This is a genomic window from Streptomyces noursei (assembly GCF_001646665.1).
In the GTDB taxonomy this organism is placed as follows: domain Bacteria; phylum Actinomycetota; class Actinomycetes; order Streptomycetales; family Streptomycetaceae; genus Streptomyces; species Streptomyces lavendulocolor.
On the sequence record NZ_LWBU01000081.1, the window covers coordinates 140,689 to 160,374 of the forward strand.

The window sequence follows — 19,686 nt, forward strand, 5'->3', positions numbered from 1 at the left end:
GCGATCAAGGGTGCCCCGCGCCGGGGGCCGCGCGGGGGCGAAGTGGCACAAAACACGAGGCGCCCCACCCGCCACCGCCGTAAGCTCGCGACATGCAGGTGATCCAGTCCACGAAGCTCGCCAACGTCTGTTACGAAATCCGCGGCCCGGTGCTCGAGGAGGCGATGCGGCTGGAGGCTGCCGGTCACCGGATCCTGAAGCTGAACACCGGCAACCCCGCCGCCTTCGGCTTCGAGTGCCCGCCCGCGATCCTCGAGGACATGCTCCGCAACCTCGGCGAGTCGCACGGCTACGGCGACGCCAAGGGTCTGCTGTCGGCCCGCAGGGCGGTGATGAGCCACTACGAGACCAAGGGCATCCCGCTCTCGGTCGAGGACATCTACCTCGGCAACGGCGTCTCCGAGCTGATCCAGATGGCGATGCAGGCACTGCTCGACGACGGCGACGAGGTCCTCGTACCGGCCCCCGACTATCCGCTGTGGACGGCGTCGGTGTCCCTGGCGGGCGGCACGGCGGTGCACTACCGCTGCGACGAGCAGGCCGACTGGATGCCGGACCTCGCCGACATCGAGCGGCGGATCACCGACCGGACGAAGGCCATCGTCATCATCAACCCGAACAATCCGACGGGTGCGGTGTACGACGACGAGATGCTGCGGGGCCTCACCGAGATCGCCCGGCGGCACAACCTGGTCGTCTGCTCCGACGAGATCTACGACAAGATCCTGTACGACGGGGCCACGCACACCCCGACCGCCGCGATCGCTCCCGACCTGCTGGTGCTGACCTTCAACGGCATGTCGAAGAACTACCGGGTGGCCGGCTACCGCAGCGGCTGGCTGGCGGTCTGCGGGCCGAAGGCCCACGCCTCCTCGTACATCGAGGGGCTGACGATCCTCGCCAACATGCGCCTGTGCGCCAACATGCCCGCGCAGCACGCGATCGCCGCCGCGCTCCAGGGCCGGCAGTCGATCGAGGCCCTGGTGCAGCCGGGCGGCCGGCTGCTGGAGCAGCGGGACGTGGCGTACGAGCTGCTGGTGCAGATCCCGGGCGTGACGTGCGTGAAGCCCAAGGGCGCGCTGTACCTGTTCCCGCGGCTGGACCCGGACGTCTACAAGATCAAGGACGACCGGCAGATGGTGCTGGACCTGCTGCGGGCCGAGAAGATCATGGTGGTGCACGGGACGGGCTTCAACTGGCACGAGCCGGACCACTTCCGGATCGTCACGCTGCCCAACGCCGCCGACCTTGCGGACGCGGTGACCCGGATCGGCAACTTCCTGGACGGTTACGGGCAGCACTGACCCCGGCGCATGGAGTCAACTCAACTTTAGACACGATCCAAGGTAGGATGGTCTCCTGTCATCGAGCAGGAGGCTGTCCACCATGTACGAACCGATCCGCACCAAGTCGGTCCACCGGACGGCCGACGACGCCCAGGACCGCATCCCCCACCGCTCGCGCGAGGAGGAGCTGGACATCCAGCTCGCCGGACACCTCGCCGCCCTGCTCGCCGTGACCGACGAACTGGGCGACACGACCGCGGCGGAGCACATCGCCCAGCAGGTCGCCCGGCTCCGCGGAGCCCCGCCTGCCCGGCACGCGGGCCTCACCGGCGCCGATCCGGTCACCCTGCACCGCCGCGCCCACGCCCTGGCCGGCCGCGCCCTGGTCGTCGCCGCCTCCCGGGCCGACACGGCCGCCGCGATCCTCGCCGCCGAGCGCATGGACGCGCACACCGCCGCCCTGGACGAACTCCGTCCGGTCGGCGCCCTCTGACGGCCCCGGTCCGCGCCCGGGGAGGGCGCGGACCGGGTTGCCACTCACGTACGCCGGATCAGCGGCGCACCAGCACGGTCGCCTCGGCGGTCGACGCCGCGTGGACGTCGTCCCCCGCGTAGCCGACGGTGTACGTCACCGAGCCCCGCACCCGCGGCAGGTCGTTGATCCTGAACGTGCCGTCGGCCGCGACCGCCACCGAGGTGAGCGTGCCCGTGCCGAGCCGGTCGGCGCGCTGCACGGCGAGCGTGATCCCCGCCGGCAGCGCGGGTCCCTGGGCGGTGAACCTGCCGGTGATCTCCAGGCCCGCGCTCTTGGACGCCTCGGCGGGGGCGGTGAGCGTGATCGCGCTCGGCGCCTTGGCCACGGACACGGTCAGGCTGACGTCCTCGGCCGGGCGGTGGGTGAGGTCGCCGAGGAAGGACAGCGTGTACGTCGACTCCCCCACCCGCGAGGGCACGTCCAGCACGGTGAACGTGCCGTCCGCGGCCACCTCGGCTGCGGCGAGCTTGCGCGTGCCGTCGGCGTCGGTGCGGACGGCCGTGACCCGGACCGGCTCGGCGGGCGCCGGTCCGTCCAGCTCCAGGCGGCCCCGGATGCCGACCGGTTCGCCGATCACGGCCTGGGCCGGGGTGGAGGTCAGTCCGCCGGTGAAGCGGGAGTCGTACTGGGCGGCGGGCGGCTGGATGATGTGCAGCCAGAAGGCGTTGCCCGCCGTGTTGGTGGTGAGCGCGAACAGCCGGGAGCCGTCCGCGGACCACTCCATGCCGCGCGGGACGATCCTGCTGCCGTCGAGCTCGCCCTCGTAGGCGAACTCCAGCGCGGTGGTGCCGTTCGCCGGGTCGGCCGGCTGGATCAGCAGGTCGGGCGTGGAGCCGCCGGCCGAGGCGCCGCGGGCGATGTACTTGCCGTCGCCGCTGAAGGCGACCCCGGAGGCGACCGCTCCGGCGGGCAGCGGCTGGTACGGGGTCGTGGCGTCGGACAGGTCGCCGGCGTTCAGCAGCCGGGTGCCGTAGGCGGCGTCCGCGACCGCGAGGTGCTTGCCGTCCGCGCTGACCGCGAGGTCCTTCAGCTCCAGGCCGCCCTTGCCCGTGGCGTCCGCGAAGCGGCGCGCGTCGCCGCGCACGGGCGTGTCCCCGCTGGTGTCGAAGGACGTCAGCGCCGGGTCGGTGGCCTTCTCGTTCTTGACCTGGCCCATGAACAGACGGTTCCCGGCGCCCGGGCCGGCCTCCAGCAGCATCCGGCCGGTGACGTTCCAGTCGGTGACGCTCTGGACGCCGTTGTTGACGTAGTCGAGTCCGTGGACGGCGTACGCGCACTCGCTGTCGTACTGGGCGTTCCCCCTGGTGTGCCACTGCTTGCCGCCCGAGAAGGCGAGTTCCCGCCCGCACGTGTCGCTGTACGCCGGGGTCCGCTTGGCCGGCTGGAGCGTGGTGGTGTCGTAGGCGGTGATCGCGTCCCGCTCACCGGCGTACAGGGTCGCGCCGTCGGCGCTCAGCGCGAGTCCGGTGACCGGGCCGGTGCCCGTCAGGGTCGCGACCCGCTGGCCCTCGAAGTTGTAGACGAGGACGGTGCCCTTGTCGTTGTAGTAGTAGGACCTCTTGTCCGCGATGTACACGCGTTCGTGCGCGCTGTCGACGGCCAGCGCGGAGTACGAGGCGATCGGCAGCTTCGCGACGACCTCGCTCGCCTCGGCGGCGTACGCGGCGGGTGCGGCGGCCGCGACCAGGCCGGTCGCGCCGAGCGTGAGAGAGAGGGCGACGAGCGTGGACGTGATGCGTCGCCGGGAACGTACGGATGTACTCAACTGGGCCCCCCACAGGCATGCTTGGCCCCCTCCGTGAAGAGAGGGACGCGTGGGGGAAATGTAACTGCCGTGCACACCTTGTGCACACGGGTTCGAAAAAGTGGTGCGGGCGAAGTTCGGCCCCCGGAGCCTGAGGGGGCTCCGGGGGCCGATCGGATCGTGGCGGACCGTCGTGACCCCACTGGTCAGGGCGGTTGTCGGGGCAGCCCGCCACGAGTCATGGGGCGGGGACTCAGCCCAGGCGGGCGACCAGGGAGCGGTACTCGTCCCACAGTTCCTTGGGCGTGTGGTCGCCGAAGGTGTTGAGGTGCTCGGGGACCAGGGCGGCCTCCTCGCGCCAGACCTCGTTGTCGACCTTCAGCAGGAAGTCGAGGTCCTCCTCCGGCAGGTCGAGCCCGTCGGTGTCGAGGGCCTCGCGCGTCGGCAGGACGCCGATCGGCGTCTCGACGCCCTCCGCCTTGCCGTCCAGGCGCTCGACGATCCACTTCAGCACGCGGCCGTTCTCGCCGAAGCCGGGCCAGACGAACTTCCCGGCGTCGTTCTTGCGGAACCAGTTGACGTAGTAGATCTTCGGCAGCTTGGCCTGGTCGGGGGCGTTCTTGCCGACCTTGATCCAGTGGGCCATGTAGTCGCCCATGTTGTAGCCGCAGAACGGCAGCATGGCGAACGGGTCGCGGCGCAGCTCGCCGACCTTGCCCTCGGCGGCGGCGGTCTTCTCGCTCGCCACGTTGGCGCCGAGGAACACGCCGTGCTGCCAGTCGAAGGACTCGGTGACCAGCGGGACGGCGGTCGCGCGGCGGCCGCCGAAGAGGATCGCCGAGATCGGCACGCCCTTGGGGTCCTCCCACTCGGGCGCGATGATCGGGCACTGCGAGGCGGGCACGGTGAAGCGGGCGTTGGGGTGGGCGGCCGGGGTGCCGGACTGCGGCGTCCAGTCGTTGCCCTTCCAGTCCGTGAGGTGCGCGGGCGCCTCCTCGGTCATGCCCTCCCACCACACGTCGCCGTCGTCGGTGAGCGCGACGTTGGTGAAGACCGCGTTGCCCCACAGGGTCTTCATGGCGTTGGCGTTGGTGTGCTCGCCGGTGCCGGGGGCGACGCCGAAGAACCCGGCCTCGGGGTTGATCGCGTAGAGCCGGCCGTCCTCGCCGAACCGCATCCACGCAATGTCGTCACCGATCGTCTCGACGGTCCAGCCGGAGATCGTGGGCTCCAGCATCGCGAGGTTCGTCTTGCCGCACGCGGACGGGAAGGCGGCGGCGACGTACTTCGACTCGCCCTGCGGCGGGGTGAGCTTGAGGATGAGCATGTGCTCGGCGAGCCAGCCCTCGTCGCGGGCCATGACGGACGCGATGCGCAGGGCGTAGCACTTCTTGCCGAGGAGGGCGTTGCCGCCGTAGCCGGAGCCGTACGACCAGATCTCGCGCGTCTCGGGGAAGTGCGAGATGTACTTGGTGGAGTTGCAGGGCCACGGCACGTCCTGCTCGCCCTCGGCCAGCGGGGCGCCCAGGGTGTGGACGGCGCGGACGAAGAACCCGTCCTCGCCCAGCTCGTCGAGGACCGGCCGGCCCATGCGGGTCATGGTGCGCATGGAGACCGCGACGTACGCGGAGTCGGTGATCTCGACGCCGATGGCGGACAGCGGCGAGCCGACCGGGCCCATGCAGAAGGGCACGACGTACATCGTGCGGCCCTTCATGGAGCCGCGGAAGATGCCCTTCTCGCCGGCGAAGATCTCCTTCATCTCCGCCGGGGCCTTCCAGTGGTTGGTCGGGCCCGCGTCCTCCTCCTTCTCGGAGCAGATGAAGGTGCGGTCCTCCACACGCGCGACGTCGGTCGGGTCGGACGCGGCGTAGTACGAGTTCGGACGCTTGATCGCGTCCAGCTTGCGGAACGTGCCCTTGGCGACGAGCTCCTCGCACAGGCGCTCGTACTCGGCCTCTGAACCGTCGCACCAGACCACGTTGTCCGGCTGCGTGATGCTGGCGATCTCGTCGACCCAGGAGATCAGCCCCTGGTGGTTGGTGGGGACGGTGGTGGGAGCCGCATTACCGCGCGCCACGATTGCTCCTTGTCGAGGGGTTTTGGGTTGTCTGCCCCGTGGGGGCTGCGACCCGGATGCTTCGTTGCATGGACCTCTGGCGCTCATCCGGTGCCGACCGCACTCATCTGATCATCCGTGTCTTGTGCGCATATGTCCAGAGGGCCTCTCACGTGAGCATGGCCACTCGTCACCGTCACCCACGGTGGCGTCGGTAGCATTCCGCCATGACTGCAGCGCGGCCCGAAGTGACCGAGATAGAGCCTCCGCCGGTGAAACCGAGGCTGCGCGGGTGGCTGCACGCGGGCATGTTCCCCGCCGCCCTGGTCGCCGGTGCCGTCCTCACGGCGCAGGCCGACTCGGCCCGTGCCCGGATCGCGTGCGGGGTCTACGCCCTCACCGCCTGCCTGCTCTTCGGTGTGAGCGCCCTCTACCACCGGGGCGACTGGGGCCCGCGAGCCACGGCCGTCCTGCGCCGCCTCGACCACGCCAATATCTTTCTCATCATCGCGGGCACCTATACCCCGCTGACGCTGCTCCTGCTCCCCGACTCCACCGGGCGGGTGCTCCTGTGGGCGGTCTGGGCGGCCGCGGTGGCGGGCATCGCGTTCCGGGTGTTCTGGGTCGGCGCCCCGCGCTGGCTCTACACCCCGTGCTACATCGCCATGGGCTGGGCGGCCGTCTTCTTCCTGCCCGACTTCCTGCGCACCGGGGGCGTCGCGGTGCTCGTCCTGGTGGTCACCGGCGGGCTGCTCTACAGCCTGGGCGGCGTGGTCTACGGCATGAAGCGCCCCAACCCGTCACCGGCGTGGTTCGGCTTCCACGAGGTCTTCCACTCCCTCACGGTCGCCGCGTTCGCCGCCCACTACGTGGGCATCTCCCTCGTCGCCCAGCAGCACGCGTGAGCCGGCCGGCCTGAGGACACGGACGGCCGTGGCGCCCTTGCGCCACGGCCGTCCGCCCCTCACGGGGATGGCGGACAATGAGCCACATGCCCGCCGATTCCCTCGACTCCCTCCACGCACCCGGGTCACTCCACCCGCTCGACCCGTTCGACGCGGCGCACCGGCCCCCGGGGCTGCGGGAGCGCAAGAAGCTCAAGACCCGGGTCGCGATCCGCCGGGCCACCCACCGGCTGATCGCCGAGCAGGGGTACGAGGCGACCACCGTGGAGCAGATCGCCGAGGCGGCCGAGGTCTCGCCCAGCACGGTCTTCCGCTACTTCCCGTCCAAGGAGGACATCGTCCTCAGCGACGAGTACGCCCCGGCCATGGCGGACGCGCTGCGCGGGCGGCCGGCCGGCGAGGAGCCGCTGGAGTCCCTGCGCGCCGTCCTGACCCGGACCGTGGTCGCGCTGCTGGCGCACGAGCCGGAGGAGACCCGCCGGCGCGCCCGGCTGATGGCGGAGGTCCCGGCCGTACGCGCCCGGACGACCGGGACGATGGCCGCCACCTCCCGGGCGCTGGCCGGGGTGCTGGCCGACCGTACCGGCCGGGACGCCGACGACCTTCAGGTGCGGGTCCTCACCGCCGCCGTGATGGGCGCCCTCGGCGAGGCGATGGTGTATTGGGCCGAGCGCGGCCAGCGGGACGACCTGGCCGCGCTCGTGCACCGGTCCCTGGACACCCTCAGGGGCGGTCCCGTCCTGTAAGCGGGTTCCTCGGGACGTCCCCCTTCCCGCACGCCGTGCCGTCCCGGTTCGGGTCGAGCCGCAGCGGGTCGTCCTTGCCGTTGACCTTCAGACGGCCGTAGTCGTGGTCCGCCAGCCAGTCGCAGCGGGCCTTCACCGTCGCCTTCACCGACCGCGGGAACACCGTCGGCACGCACACGCCGGCCGAGCCGTAGTGCCGGTCGCACCCGGCGATCCGCGGGCTGACCGGGACGGAGTCCCGCTTCTTCAGCGGCTTCTTCGGCGCGGCCGCGAGGTCGCCCGCGAAGTCGTGGACGTGCGCCGACCGCTCCGCCTCCGCCGCCATCGCCGCCGGTCCGCCGAGGTGCACCCACTGGGCGACGGACGGGATGCCGTTGGCGTCGACGGCGAAGAGCATGTACCAGCCGGGCGGGGCGAGGTTCGGGTTGCCGGTGACGTTGAGGTCCACCGTCCGGTCGTCGATCACGGACAGCGGCAGGTCGACGAACCGCTGGTTGGGGTCGGAGGAGTGGGTGACGGCGGCCGGGCGGATCAGCTCGGCCCGGGCGATCGGCCGGTCGACGGTGATGCGCTGGGTGTCGCCGTAGTTCCACCGGCCGTCGATCACGGAAGTGATCTTCGGGCGGGGGCCCTTGAGCAGGTACGGCGGCGTGTAGACCGACACGTCGTGGTTGTAGGTGCCGTTGCCGGGGTTGTCGCCGACCGCCATGACGCGGCCGTCGGGCAGCAGGAACGCCGAGGAGTGGTAGGTGCGCGGTACCGGGTCGGCGGCCAGGCCGGCCTCGTAGGTGTTGGTGACCGGGTCGAAGAACGACGCCTCGTACACCGGGTCGGCCCGGTCGTGCAGACCGCCGCCGGTCTCCAGGACCTTGCCGTCCGGCAGCAGCACCGCCGAGACGAACATCTTGCCCTCGTCGCCGGTCTGCGGCCGCTTGCCCTGACCCTGGTCGACCAGGCCCTGCGGGAGGGGCGGCCCGGCGACGTAGGCCGGGTTCGGCTGCTTGAGGTCGATGATGTCGGTGAGGCGGTTGGCGACCGGGTTGCGCTCGTTGTTGCCGCCGCCGATGGTCAGGACCCGCTGGTCCTGGGCGGGCGGCAGCAGCACGCTCGCCGACTCGTCCCGCTCGTCCTTGTTCCTCAGACCCGGTACGTCGGTGATGGTGTTGGCGTCGTAGTCGTAGATCGACGCGCCGGTGCCGGGGGTGCCGTTGCCGAAGGTGTGGCTGCCGGAGTAGAACAGCCGCCCGTCCTGCATCAGGATCATCGACGGGTACAGGCCCCAGTACGACCAGGTCTGGTTGACCTCGTTCATCGGCAGCCACTTGTTCTGCGCGGCGGAGAACTTCTCCGCCGTCACATTGCCGGTGGAGTCCTCCTTCAGACCGCCGAAGGAGATCACGTCGCCGTTGCCGAGGATCGTCGCCGAGGGGTACCAGTGCCCCTCGTGCATGTCGTTGGTCCTGGTGTACCGCTCGGTGGCGGGGTCGAAGACGAACGAGTCCTTCAGGCCCTGGTAACCGATCTTCCCGTCGGCGGAGGGGTAGCCCTTGTTGCCGCTCATCACCAGCACCCGGCCGTCGGACAGCTGCACATGGCCGGCGCAGAACATGTCGACGGGGGTGGGGATGGTTTTGAACGAGCCGTTCGCCGGGTCGTACACGGCCGAGGTGAAGGTCCCGGCCCGGAACATCTCCGGGTCGTTGCCGGAGCCGGCGATCAGCAGCACCTTGCCGTTGCGCAGGACGACCGAGTGCATGGAACGGACCGGGTTCTTGACGCCCAGCACCTCCCACTTGCCCTTGGCGCACTCCTCGGCGGTGCCGGTGCACACCGGGTCGGGCGCGGGCGGGGCGACCTCCTCCATCACGTAGTCGTCGGTGGTGACGCTGCCGGTGCCGAAGACGGACACGCCCCAGGCGATCCGGTCGGTGCCGGGCGGCACGACCGGCGTGCGGACCTCGGCACGGGTGTAGGCGGCGGCGACCGGGAGGGTCTTGAGGTCGGTCCAGTACTGCCAGCCGGCGGTCGCGTCGTGCCGGAAGAGCGTGATCGCCGCGTCGGGGGTGGTCGACTTGTACCAGAGGGACAGGTCGTACTGCCGCTCGGCGGCGACCGTGGGCGCGCAGGCGGCCGACTCGGTGATGAGGGCCTTGCGGTCGCCGTCGACGCGGCGGGTCAGCTCGACCTTCATGGCGCGGGTGCCGGAGCGGGCGTCGGTCGTGGTGGTGAAGGTGAAGTCGTTGTCGCCCCAGCCGGACCTGGACCAGCAGTCGGGCATGCCGTCGGCGCCGGTGCCCGGGGTCTCGAAGCCGGGGTTCTTGATGAGGTTGATCCCGGCGGCGGCCGGGGGCTGGGCGGCCAGGAGCAGGCCGGAGGTCATGGCGCCGATGGCGAGGAGGGCCGCTTTCCGCCTTCGTCGAGGGATCGGTTTCACCGGGCGTTCCTTCCCGTGCGGGCCGCACGCGCTCTGCGGGGCAGCCGTGTCTTCCCGGGGGACGACCCCCGGACCCCCGCGTACACCAGCGCCTCGGTCCCGGCGAAGCGGAGGACGAAGGTGGTCAGCAGCGCGAGGGCGGTGGCGGGCAGCACCGCCAGGTGGAGCTGCCCGACGAACAGGGCGATCAGGGGGATGCGCAGGACGAGGTCGGCGTTGGCGAGGAGGGCGAAGCGCCCCGCCCGGTCGGCGAGGCGCCGGTGGTGGCGGCGGTCGCGGAACAGCAGCACCTCGATGAGGAGGAAGTTCCAGGCGACGCCGAACTGGTTGGCGAGGATCTCGGCGGGCAGGTAGTGCAGCCCGGCGCCGGTGAGCAGGTACAGGGCGGCGAGGTTGGGGACGAAGCCGGTGAGGCCGATCAGCCCGAAGGCGACCATGCGGGCGAGCGGCGAGGCGGTGCGCAGCTCGACGAGGTGGCGGAGGAACCGCCCGCCTTCCCTGGCGGTGGACTTGGACTCGCCCGCGAACCGCTCCTCGAAGACGAACGGCACCTCGGCGACCCGGGCCGGGCGGCACCGGACGGCGAGCTCCAGCAGGATCTTGTAGCCGAGCGGGCGCAGGGCGTCGGCGGTCACCGCGCTGCGCCGGATGGCGAAGAACCCGCTCATGGGGTCGCTGATGCCGCGCAGGGCGCGCGGGAAGAGCCCCTTGGCGAGCCAGGTCGCCCCGCGCGAGACGGCGACGCGGTAGCCGCCCGCCAGCCCGGCGCGGCTGCCGCCGGGCAGGTAGCGGCTGGCGACGACGAGGTCGGCGTCCTCCTTCTCCCCGGTGGCGACCAGGTCGGGCACGAGCGCGGGCGGGTGCTGGAGGTCGGCGTCCATGACGACGACCCAGTCCGACGCGGCGGCCCTGAGTCCCTCGACGACGGCGCCGCCGAGGCCGCCCTCGGGGGCGTCGCGGTGGATGACGGAGACGGGGAAGGGGCAGTCCCGCGCGGCGTCGGCGATCACGGCGGGGGTGTCGTCGGTGGAGTCGTCGACGAAGACGACCTCGCAGGGCAGGCGGTCGGGCACGCCGGCGGCTATCCGGCGCAGCAGCTCCCGGACGTTCGCGGACTCGTTGAAGGTGGGGATGACCACGGTGACGGCACCCGGCTCGGGGACGTCGTCGGTGACCGGGGCGACGTGCTCTGCGCCGGTGGGCTGGATGGTCAAGAGGCCTCCGCTCGGCTGTTGCGGTCTCCGGTGGTCCCGTCGCCGGTGATCTTCCGGATCTCGATCCGTTCCTCGCCCTCGCCGAAGGTGGCGACGGGCGTCGAGTGCTCCAGCGCCGCCTTGACGTTAGGCAGGTCGCGCGCGTCGCGCCGTACGGTCGGGGAGGCGACCACGTAGTCCAGGTCCCGCCAGCCGCGCGGCAGGGTCCTGGTCACGGCCGGGTCGAGGTCGGCCTTGTAGAACCAGATGGCGCCCAGCCCGGGGTCGTACCCGGCGTGGACGAGGTCCAGCCAGAGCGCGTCGTCGACCAGTACGCGCGCGCCGGCCGGGTCGGGGACCTCGGTGCCGAGCCAGGACGCGGCGGCCCGGTAGGGGGCGTTGGCGTCGGCGGTCATGGCGGTGCGGTCGCCGTCGTACCAGCGCGGCACGACGTACACGGCGGCGGTGGCGGCGAGGAGCACGGCGGCCGCGCGGCGGGCCGGGAGCAGCGCCGGGGTGGCGCGGCCCTTGCGGAGGACGGCGTGGGCGACGCTCGCCGCGCCGCCGGCCAGGACCAGGGCGAGGAAGGGCAGCGCCTGGATGACGTACATGGCGGGCAGGTAGCCGGAGGGGCGCATGGCGACGACCGCCAGGATGGCGACCGCCAGTGCCGGTCCGGCCAGCGCCCGCGCGGTGACCGACCAGCGGGAGGTGGCCAGGAGCAGGGCGGCGCCCGCGAGGCCGCCGAGGGGCAGCACCCGGTCGTAGTAGAGCCAGGATTCGAGGACCCCGTTGGAGCCGGTGCCCTCGTCGAGGATGAAGCCCGAGCCGGGGCGGCTCATCTGGTACGTGATGCCGTCCCACAGCGAGACGTGTCCCGCGCCGGGCAGCAGCTCGCCCTTGAGGAGCGCGAACAGCGGGTAGGAGAAGCCGATCAGGGCGCAGGCAGTGATGGCGCCGGTGACGGCGAACTTGCGGGTGTCGCGGTGGCTGTGGCGCCACATGGTGACCAGCAGCGCCGGCAGGACGACCAGCATCGTCTCCTTGGTGAGGACGCCGACGGCGGCGACGACACCGGCACCGACGTGGTGCCACAGGTGCCTGCTGGGCGAGGCGGCGAGGCAGAACGCCAGCAGCATCCACATCACGGCGAGGTTGTCGAGGAAGATCTCCCGCTGGAGGACGACCGACAGCGGGGAGAGCCCGAACAGCACCATGGCCAGGCCCGCCGCCCAGCGCGGCAGCCACAGGCGGCGCGCCAGCACGTAGAGCAGCACGGCGGAGGCGGCGGAGACCAGCAGCATCGCCAGGCGCATCGAGGCGACGGTCATCGTCTCGGGCGCGATCAGCGACGGGATCCAGGTGAGGGCGGCCAGCTGCATCCAGCCGAGCGGCGGATGGTCGTACCAGTACGTGTAGTGGGCGAGGCCCCGGCCGTTCTGGACGGCCCAGGCCTGGGCGAGGTAGGTGCCCTCGTCGTCGCTGAGGGTGGGGTAGTGCTGGATGTTCCAGCCCTGGACCAGGAGGATCGCCGCGAGGAGCACTCCGCACAGCAGCAGGTCGGGACGGGAGCCGCGGAAGCGGACGACCGGCCGGGTGACGAGGCGTCTCTTGTCCGGCGGCGGCTCGGCGGTGGCCGGCTCGGGCGCCGCGGGGGCGGCCGGCAGGGTGGCGGTCATCGGGCTGCCCCCTCACGCACGAGGTGGGCGCCGACGTGGCTGGTCAGCTCCCACTCGTTGCGGCCGCGCTGCTCGCGCCAGACGGCGCGGATCGCCGCGCCGGCCAGCAGCACCTGGTAGAACGGGCCGCCGACGATGAGCTTGAGGTAGTGGACGAGCCTGACCCGCAGCCCGTACTGGCGGCCGAAGTCGTGCAGGCCGACGATCTCGAAGACGAACGTCACCATCGCGGTCAGCAGGGGGAGGAAGGTGATGACGGCGACGCCGATGGGGACGTCCAGGAAGAGCGCGATGGCGATGTTGAGCGGGATGATGACGCCGGTGAAGGCCTGCATGAACGGGGTCATCAGGGTGTAGCGGGCGAGCATCCGCTGCCCGAGGGTGGGCAGTTGCTTCCAGTCCTTCTTCCGGTAGACCTGGAGGAAGCCCTGGTTCCAGCGGGTGCGCTGCTTGAGCAGGCTCATCAGGCTGCCGGGGGTCTCCTCGCGGGTGACCATGTCGGCGTCGTACGCGACGACGACCTTCTTGCCGACGCTGGACAGCCGCACGCCCAGGTCGCAGTCCTCGGCCAGGCAGTTCTGGTCCCAGCCGCCGGCCTCGCGCAGGACGTCGGTGCGGACGAAGACGGTGTTGCCGCCGAGCGGGATGAAGCCCTTGGCGGCGTGCAGGTGCAGACGGCTGCGGAACCAGAAGAAGTACTCCAGGCAGTTGCGCAGCGAGTACCAGCTGGAGTGGAAGTTGATCAGCTGGACGCCGCCCTGGACGACGTCGGCCCCGGTGGCGCCGAAGGCGTGGTCGACGTGGGCGAGCAGCTCGGGATGGACCTGGTCCTCGGCGTCGAAGACGCCCACCACGTCCCCGCGGCAGTGCGGCAGGGCGGTGTTGAGGGCCTTGGGCTTGTTCTTGGCCTCGTGGGTGTCGACGACGACCCGTACGCGGCCGGGGTCGCGCGCCGCGGCCCGTTCGGCGACCTCGGCGGTCCCGGGGTCGTCGTGGCCGACTATCACGATGATCTCGTAGTCCCGGTGCCGGGACTCCAGCAGCCGGTCGATCGTGTGTTCCAGGACCAGCTGTTCATGGCGGGCGGGCAGCAACAGCGAGAACGACAGGCCCTGTTGCCCGTCGGGACTCTCGAACCGGGTGGCGGCGAGCGTCTCCGGCGTACGCCACGCGTGCATCTGCCACCACAGGGTGAAGGCGGCCATCCAGAAGAGCGCCAGCGATATGGCGGCGACGGACACGGAAATGAGCACGGAAGGATTCCCCCCTCCGACCACGCCACGACGGAGCAGGTGCGCCCACCGGTGATCACACCGGTGGCACACCGCCGCGGCACGGTCGTTCCCCAAGAGACATGTCAGGGCGAATCGCGGCAGGACCCCCCTGGCCGTCGACGCCCTCGTTCAACGTCCGCGCACGCCCTCCCCAGAACGTGTGCGGAGTCTCCACTCCTTTGTGCGATGAGAATAGAGGCAGACGGTGACAGTCAGGAGGTGTCCCGATAAAAACTGTGTTTCCGACGTCAGTTGGCCAAAGCGGCCGCCAGATCCTCCTGATTTGTGGTAGGCGCCTCGCAGGTGAAGTGCCGGCAGACGTACGCCGCGGGCCGCCCGTCGACCAGGGGACGCTCCCTGAGCAGCGGGAACTCCTCGCCGGCGTCCGGTGCGCCGAAGGCGACGACCGCCCCGGGAGCGGTGCCCAGCAGCGCGGTGCGGTGCAGCGTCCGGGCCGCGTCGTCGTCCGTGCGCCCGACGACGGCGACCTCGCGCGGCCCGTCGAGGAGCGCCTCGGCCACGGCCAGGCCCCAGCCGATGAAGCGGGGGGCGCGCGGACCGAGGGCCTTCACCACCCCCAGGGCCCCCTCGGCGGCGGCCCGGTGGGCCTCGGAGCCGGTGTGGGCCGCGTACGACAGCAGCGCCCCGGCGGCGGCGGTCCAGCCGGAGGGGGTGGCGTTGTCGGTGGGGTCCTGGGGGCGGCGGATCAGCCGCTCGGCGTCGTGCGCGGTGTCGTACAGCGCGCCGCCCTCGCCCGTGAACCGGTCGAGCACGATGTCCAGGAGCAGGCCGGAGAACTCCAGCCAGACGCCCTCGCCGGTCACCGACGCCAGCGCCAGGAACCCCTCGGCGACGTCGGCGTAGTCCTCCAGCACCCCGGCGTTGGCGCCCGCGCGCCCGTCCCGGGAGGTGCGGCCGAGCCGCGCGCCGGTCCCCAGGTGCAGCCGTACGAGCAGGTCGGCGGCCTCCGTGGCCCGCTCGACCAGGTCGGGGCGGTCGAAGTAGGCGCCCGTCTCGGCCAGCGCGGCGATCGCCAGGCCGTTCCAGGCGGCGACGATCTTGTCGTCCCGGCCCGGCCTGGGCCGCTCCTCGCGCGCGGCGAGCAGCCGCGCCCGGATCCCCTCCAGCCGCTCGGCGTCCACCACCCCGGCGCCCTGCGGCAGTTGCAGCACCGAGGCGCCGTGCTCGAAGGTGCCCTCCTCGGTGACGCCGTAGTGCCGGGCGGCGAACGCGGCGTCCTCGTCGCCGAGCACCTCGCGCAGCTGCTCCGGCGTCCACACATAGAAGGCGCCCTCGACGTGCCTGCCCGTACCGTCGTCCGAATCGGCGTCCAGCGCGGAGGCGAACCCCCCCTCGGCGGTGCGCAGTTCCCGCACCATGAAGTCCGCGGTCTCCAGGGCCACCCGGCGGGCCAGGTCGCTCCCCGTCACCCGCCACAGGTGGGCGTACACCCGACACAGCAGGGCGTTGTCGTACAGCATCTTCTCGAAGTGCGGCACCACCCACTCGCGGTCCACCGAGTAGCGGGCGAAGCCGCCGCCGAGCTGGTCGTAGATACCGCCCCTGGCCATCGCCTCGCAGGTGTCGGCCGCCATCTGCAGCGCGCCCTCGGCACCGGTGCGGGCGTAGTGGCGCAGCAGGAACTCGATCACCATGGACGGCGGGAACTTGGGGGCCCCGCCGAAACCGCCGTGCCGGTCGTCGTACTCCCGGGTGAGCCCGAGCAGTGCCTGGGCGAGCTCCTGCTCGCCGGGCGCGCCGTCCCCGCCGAGGGCGAGGGACCGCCCCGCCAGCTCCCGCACGATGTTCCCGGCGACCTCGTCGACCTCCTCGCGCCGGTCGGCCCAGGCCACCGCGACGCCCTGGAGGACCTGCGGGAACGACGGCATGCCGTGGCGGGGCTCGGGCGGGAAGTAGGTGCCGAAGTAGAACGGCTCGGCGTCGGGCGTCAGGAACACGGTCATGGGCCAGCCGCCGTGGCCGGTGGCGGCCTGCACGGCCTCCATGTAGACGGCGTCGACGTCCGGGCGCTCCTCGCGGTCCACCTTGACGGGGACGAAGTGCTCGTTGAGGTACTCGGCGGTCGTCGCGTCCTCGAACGACTCGTGCGCCATGACGTGGCACCAGTGGCAGGAGCTGTAGCCGACGCTCAGCAGCACGGGCACCCCCCGGCGCCGGGCCTCCTCGAAGGCCTCGTCCGACCAGGGCCACCAGTCGACCGGGTTGTCGGCGTGCTGGAGCAGGTAGGGGGACGTCTCATGGGCCAGTCGGTTCGCCATACCACCCATCCTGCCGGAAGTGCCCGCCGGACGCCCCGGGCGTCGCGGCGCGCCGGGCGGACCGGGCGGCGGGCGGGGACGCGGGGTTGTCCACAGCCCCTCGCGCCGATCAGCCGTGCGGCGGACACTTGTCCCCGGAGCGATCGCCGGCGGAGGGGGACGTGGATGACGCGCATGCGGGACAGCCATCGTGCGGAGGCCGAGCGGCTGTTGGCCAGGGCCGTGGAGGACGAGGTGCGGCGTTCGGGCGGCCGCGCCGACGCGGGCGTGCTGCTGGCGCGGGGCCGGGACGCGCTGGACGCCATGGCGGCGGGCGCCGCCGAGGAGTACGCGGCCTACGCGGCGGCGCTGGCGGAGGCGGAGGCCGGCCGGGTGCCCCTGGCCCGGCGGCTGGACCGGCGGGCCGTCGGGGCACCCGCCCTGGTCGCGGTGGTCGCCGCCGTGGCCGCGACCGGCGCCGACCTGGCGCTGGGCACCTCGGCGGGCACGGCGCTGGGGGCCGGGGCGGTGGTGGCGGTCGCCGGGGCGGCGGCGACGGTGCTCAGGGCGACCGCGGCGCACTGGCCGGCCGCCCACCGCAGGGCCGGTGCGCTGGGGCAGCCCGGCGGGCCGGAGCAGCTGCGGCTCCAGTGGCTCACGGCCCTGGAGGTACGGGGCATCCGCCCGTTCCTCGACCAGCAGCGCATCCTGACGGCCGCCGCCGCCAAGAAGCCGGAGCCCCGGCCGGCACCCCGGCTGCGCGGTCTCGACCGCAGCGCCGTCGCCCGCCGGCGCGCCGCCCTGGAGCAGTCCTACGGGCACCTGCCGGAGCCGGACGCGCCCTTCGCGGGGCGGCGCGCCGAGCTGGAGCGGATCGAGCGGTGGGTGCGCGAGGCACGGGCCTCCACCGAGACGCGGCCGGTCGTGGTGGTGCTGCACGGCGAGCCCGGCGCGGGCCGCACCGCGCTGGCCGTCCGGGCGACGCACCGGCTGCGCGACCTGTTCCGCGGCGCGTGCCTCGTGGACCTGCGGGGCGGCGCCGGGGGCGACGAGCCTCCCCTGACGACGCGGGACGCGCTGCTGAACCTGCTGAACCGGCTCGGCGCGCCGCGCGAGCAACTGCTGCCGCGGGACCGGTCGTCGGCGGAGCAGCAGGCCCGCAGGCTGGCCGAGGTGTACCACCAGCACCTGACCGGGCTGCCGGTGACGGTGGTGCTGGACGACGCGCAGGACGCCGCGCAGGTGCGCACGCTGATCCCCGATCGCTCGGACGGCCTGGTCCTGGTGACGGCGCGCGAGCCGCTCGACCTGGGCGAGGACGTGCCGGCGTGGGTGCACCACCTGCCGGTGGGCGGTCTGGACGGGGCGGACGCGGAGGAACTGCTGCGCTCGGCCGCCGAGGGGCCGCGCCCCGGACCGTACGACGCGGAGGGCACGGAGCGGCTGCGGGAGCTGTGCGGCGGGCTGCCGCTGGCGCTGCGGGTGGCCGGCCCGGCGGCCGGTGCGCGGCCGGTGGGCGAGGTCGTGGGGCTGCTGGCCGGGCGGGACGGCGGGCCGGTCGAGCGGGCCCTGGACGTCTGCTACACCACCGGCCTGGACGACGACCAGCGGCGGCTGCTGCGGCGTCTGGCGCTGGCGGGCCGGGCGTCGCTCGGGGCGGCGGCGGCCGCGGCCCTGCTGGCGGCCGGCGAGGAGGAGGGCCGGCAGCGGCTGCGGGAGCTGGCGCGGGCGGGGCTGCTGGACCGGGTGCGGGGCGACCGGTTCCGGCTGCACGACGCGGTGCGGGCGTTCGCGGCGGCCCGGCTGCGCGAGGAGGAGGACGCGGAGGCGATCGCGGCCGCGCACGAGCGGCTGATCCGCAACTACGCGGAGCTGGCCGACGCGGTGATCCGCATGGTCGACGGCAAGATGTCGACGCGGGCCGGCCAGGGCGCCCGGTTCGACGGCCACGGCTTCGCGTCGCCGGACGCGGCGCTGCGCTGGCTGGACGACGAGTCGGCGTTCATCACGGCCGCGCTGCGGGGCGCGGAGGGAGTCGGCCGGCAGACGGTGCTGGACCTGCTGGGCGCACTGTGCGACTACTGCCTGCTCCGCGGCGACCTGCACCGCCTCGGCGAGCTCCAGCAGCTCACCGAGGCGGTGGACCAGGGGCTGCTGGTGCGGTCGGTGCGGTGGCGCACGGGTATCGCGGCGCGGCAGCTGGGCGAGCTGGACACCGCTCGCACCACGCTCACCTCGGTGGTCTCGCTCTACCAGGAGGCCCATCAGGACGCGGGGGCGGCGCTGGCGCTGTGCTCGCTGGGCATCACGCTCCACCACCAGGGCAACCTGCCCGAGGCGGCGGTCCGGCTGCGCGAGGCGCTGGAGCTCCAGGCGCCGCCGGAGCTGGCGGCGGACCGGGCGTGGACGCTGCACGCCCTGGCGGCGGTGGAGCGCGACCGGGCGAACATCGGCGAGGCCCTGACCCTGCTCGGCACCGCGCTGGCGCTGCACCGGGAGAACGAGTCGCTGCACGGCGAGGCCTGGGCGCACTTCCAGCTGGGCCAGGTGTGCCTGCGCAGGGGCGACGTGCCGCGAGCGGAGGAGGAGCTGCGGACGGCGCTGGAGCTGTACGGGCGGACGCACGACGAGCGCGGTGAGGCCTGGGCGCTGACGCAGCTCGGCCGGGCACGTCTGGTCGCCGGGGATCACGGCCCGGCCGCCGAGCAGCTGCGGACGGCCCTGGTGCGCCACCGGGACAGCGAGGACGTGCGCGGCGAGGCGTGGACGCTGTACTACCTGGGCCAGGCGCTGGAGGACGGGGGCGAGACCGACGAGGCGGTGCGCGAGCTGGAGCGGGCCCGCACGATGTTCTCCCGCATGCGGGACGTGTACGGCCTGGCGTGCGCCCGCCACCACGCGGGCCGCGCCACCCGCGACCAGCGCGCCGCCCGGACCGGCAACCTCCGCAACTCGGGCTTCGCCCGGCAGCTGCTGGTGGACGCCCGCGCGGACTTCCGCCGCATCGGGGTGGCGCACGGCGAGGGGTGGACGTGCGTGGAGCTGGCCGTCATCGACGCGGGCAACAGCCGCGCCCCGCAGGCGCTCGCCCTGTGCGACGAGGCGACCGCGCTGTTCACCTCGTACGGCGACCTGCGCGGCGCGGACTGGTCCCGCTTCCTGCGCTGCACGCTGCTGCCGTACGCCTCCCCGGGCGGCGTGGAGGTGGGGACGGCCGTCGCGCAGCAGGAGCTCGCGGCGCTGGAGGACGCCGCCCACCCGGCGAGGGACCCCCGTCTCGGGGAGGCCATGGCGGCCTGGTCGCTGGTGCTGGAGCGGGGCATCCGTCTGGAGTCCCCGTGGCAGGCCTGGACCCTCGGCCTGACCCCCGACCGCCACGCCCGGGAGGTCATGGGCGTCCCGGCGTGAGCCCGCCCGGCACCCGAGCCCGCCTCGCCCTATTCGGCACCCGAGCCCGCCTCGCCCCGCCCGGCACCCGGGCCGGCCCGGCGCCCGCCGGGCCCGGAGCACCGCCCGGGACACCGTCGCTCCGGGGCAGGACACCACGGCCCCGGAGCCGTCCGGGTGCGGGCA

At 73.0% G+C, this 19,686-nt stretch carries 12 protein-coding genes; 5 read left to right on the plus strand and 7 right to left on the minus strand.

Translation table 11 applies throughout. The features are described from left to right. Window positions 1-92 precede the first annotated feature (92 nt). Window positions 93-1,304, plus strand: a complete 1,212-nt coding sequence (locus tag A4V12_RS07200; protein ID WP_064068375.1) for a pyridoxal phosphate-dependent aminotransferase — start codon at window positions 93-95, stop codon at window positions 1,302-1,304. An 82-nt stretch (window positions 1,305-1,386) separates the two neighbouring features. Further along, on the plus strand, window positions 1,387-1,779 hold the full coding sequence (locus tag A4V12_RS07205; protein WP_064068376.1) for a hypothetical protein: 393 nt from the start codon (window positions 1,387-1,389) through the stop codon (window positions 1,777-1,779). Window positions 1,780-1,837: 58 nt separating this feature from the next. On the opposite strand, the gene A4V12_RS07210 is transcribed toward A4V12_RS07205, so the two are convergent. After that, window positions 1,838-3,586, minus strand: coding sequence for an Ig-like domain repeat protein (locus tag A4V12_RS07210; protein WP_234372101.1), 1,749 nt, complete (start codon window positions 3,584-3,586; stop codon window positions 1,838-1,840). A 232-nt stretch (window positions 3,587-3,818) separates the two neighbouring features. Then, on the minus strand, window positions 3,819-5,645 hold the full coding sequence (locus A4V12_RS07215) for a phosphoenolpyruvate carboxykinase (GTP) (RefSeq protein ID WP_064068377.1): 1,827 nt from the start codon (window positions 5,643-5,645) through the stop codon (window positions 3,819-3,821). A gap of 206 nt (window positions 5,646-5,851) precedes the next feature. Here A4V12_RS07215 and trhA point away from each other — a divergent pair, with 206 nt between their 5' ends. Together trhA and A4V12_RS07225 are read left to right on the plus strand one after the other, a co-directional pair. Further along, window positions 5,852-6,529 carry a PAQR family membrane homeostasis protein TrhA gene (gene trhA, locus A4V12_RS07220; protein WP_079136876.1) on the plus strand — a complete coding sequence of 226 codons (678 nt, stop codon included), beginning with the start codon at window positions 5,852-5,854 and terminating at the stop codon, window positions 6,527-6,529. An 86-nt stretch (window positions 6,530-6,615) separates the two neighbouring features. Continuing rightward, entirely contained in the window at window positions 6,616-7,275 is a 660-nt protein-coding gene (locus tag A4V12_RS07225; RefSeq protein WP_079136877.1) for a TetR/AcrR family transcriptional regulator, read from the plus strand. On the opposite strand, the gene A4V12_RS07230 is transcribed toward A4V12_RS07225, so the two are convergent. The 5 genes from A4V12_RS07230 to A4V12_RS07250 form a co-directional block, all read right to left on the minus strand. Continuing rightward, window positions 7,253-9,655 (minus strand): galactose oxidase early set domain-containing protein, encoded by a 2,403-nt coding sequence (locus tag A4V12_RS07230; RefSeq protein ID WP_064068379.1) that lies wholly within the window; start codon window positions 9,653-9,655, stop codon window positions 7,253-7,255. The two genes, A4V12_RS07225 and A4V12_RS07230, sit on opposite strands and share 23 nt — an antisense overlap. A gap of 50 nt (window positions 9,656-9,705) precedes the next feature. Next, on the minus strand, window positions 9,706-10,923 hold the full coding sequence (locus A4V12_RS07235) for a glycosyltransferase (RefSeq protein ID WP_064068380.1): 1,218 nt from the start codon (window positions 10,921-10,923) through the stop codon (window positions 9,706-9,708). Then, window positions 10,920-12,581, minus strand: a complete 1,662-nt coding sequence (locus A4V12_RS07240; protein WP_064068381.1) for an ArnT family glycosyltransferase — start codon at window positions 12,579-12,581, stop codon at window positions 10,920-10,922. The genes A4V12_RS07235 and A4V12_RS07240 overlap by 4 nt, the downstream gene beginning before the upstream one ends. Continuing rightward, window positions 12,578-13,834, minus strand: a complete 1,257-nt coding sequence (locus A4V12_RS07245; RefSeq protein WP_064068382.1) for a glycosyltransferase — start codon at window positions 13,832-13,834, stop codon at window positions 12,578-12,580. Before A4V12_RS07245 ends, A4V12_RS07240 begins: the two co-directional genes overlap by 4 nt. Window positions 13,835-14,103: 269 nt before the next feature. Then, window positions 14,104-16,134 (minus strand): thioredoxin domain-containing protein, encoded by a 2,031-nt coding sequence (locus A4V12_RS07250; RefSeq protein ID WP_064068383.1) that lies wholly within the window; start codon window positions 16,132-16,134, stop codon window positions 14,104-14,106. Between the two features lie 174 nt (window positions 16,135-16,308). Between A4V12_RS07250 and A4V12_RS07255 the strand changes: the two genes are divergently transcribed. Continuing rightward, on the plus strand, window positions 16,309-19,521 hold the full coding sequence (locus tag A4V12_RS07255) for a tetratricopeptide repeat protein (protein WP_199831231.1): 3,213 nt from the start codon (window positions 16,309-16,311) through the stop codon (window positions 19,519-19,521). Window positions 19,522-19,686: the final 165 nt, after the last annotated feature.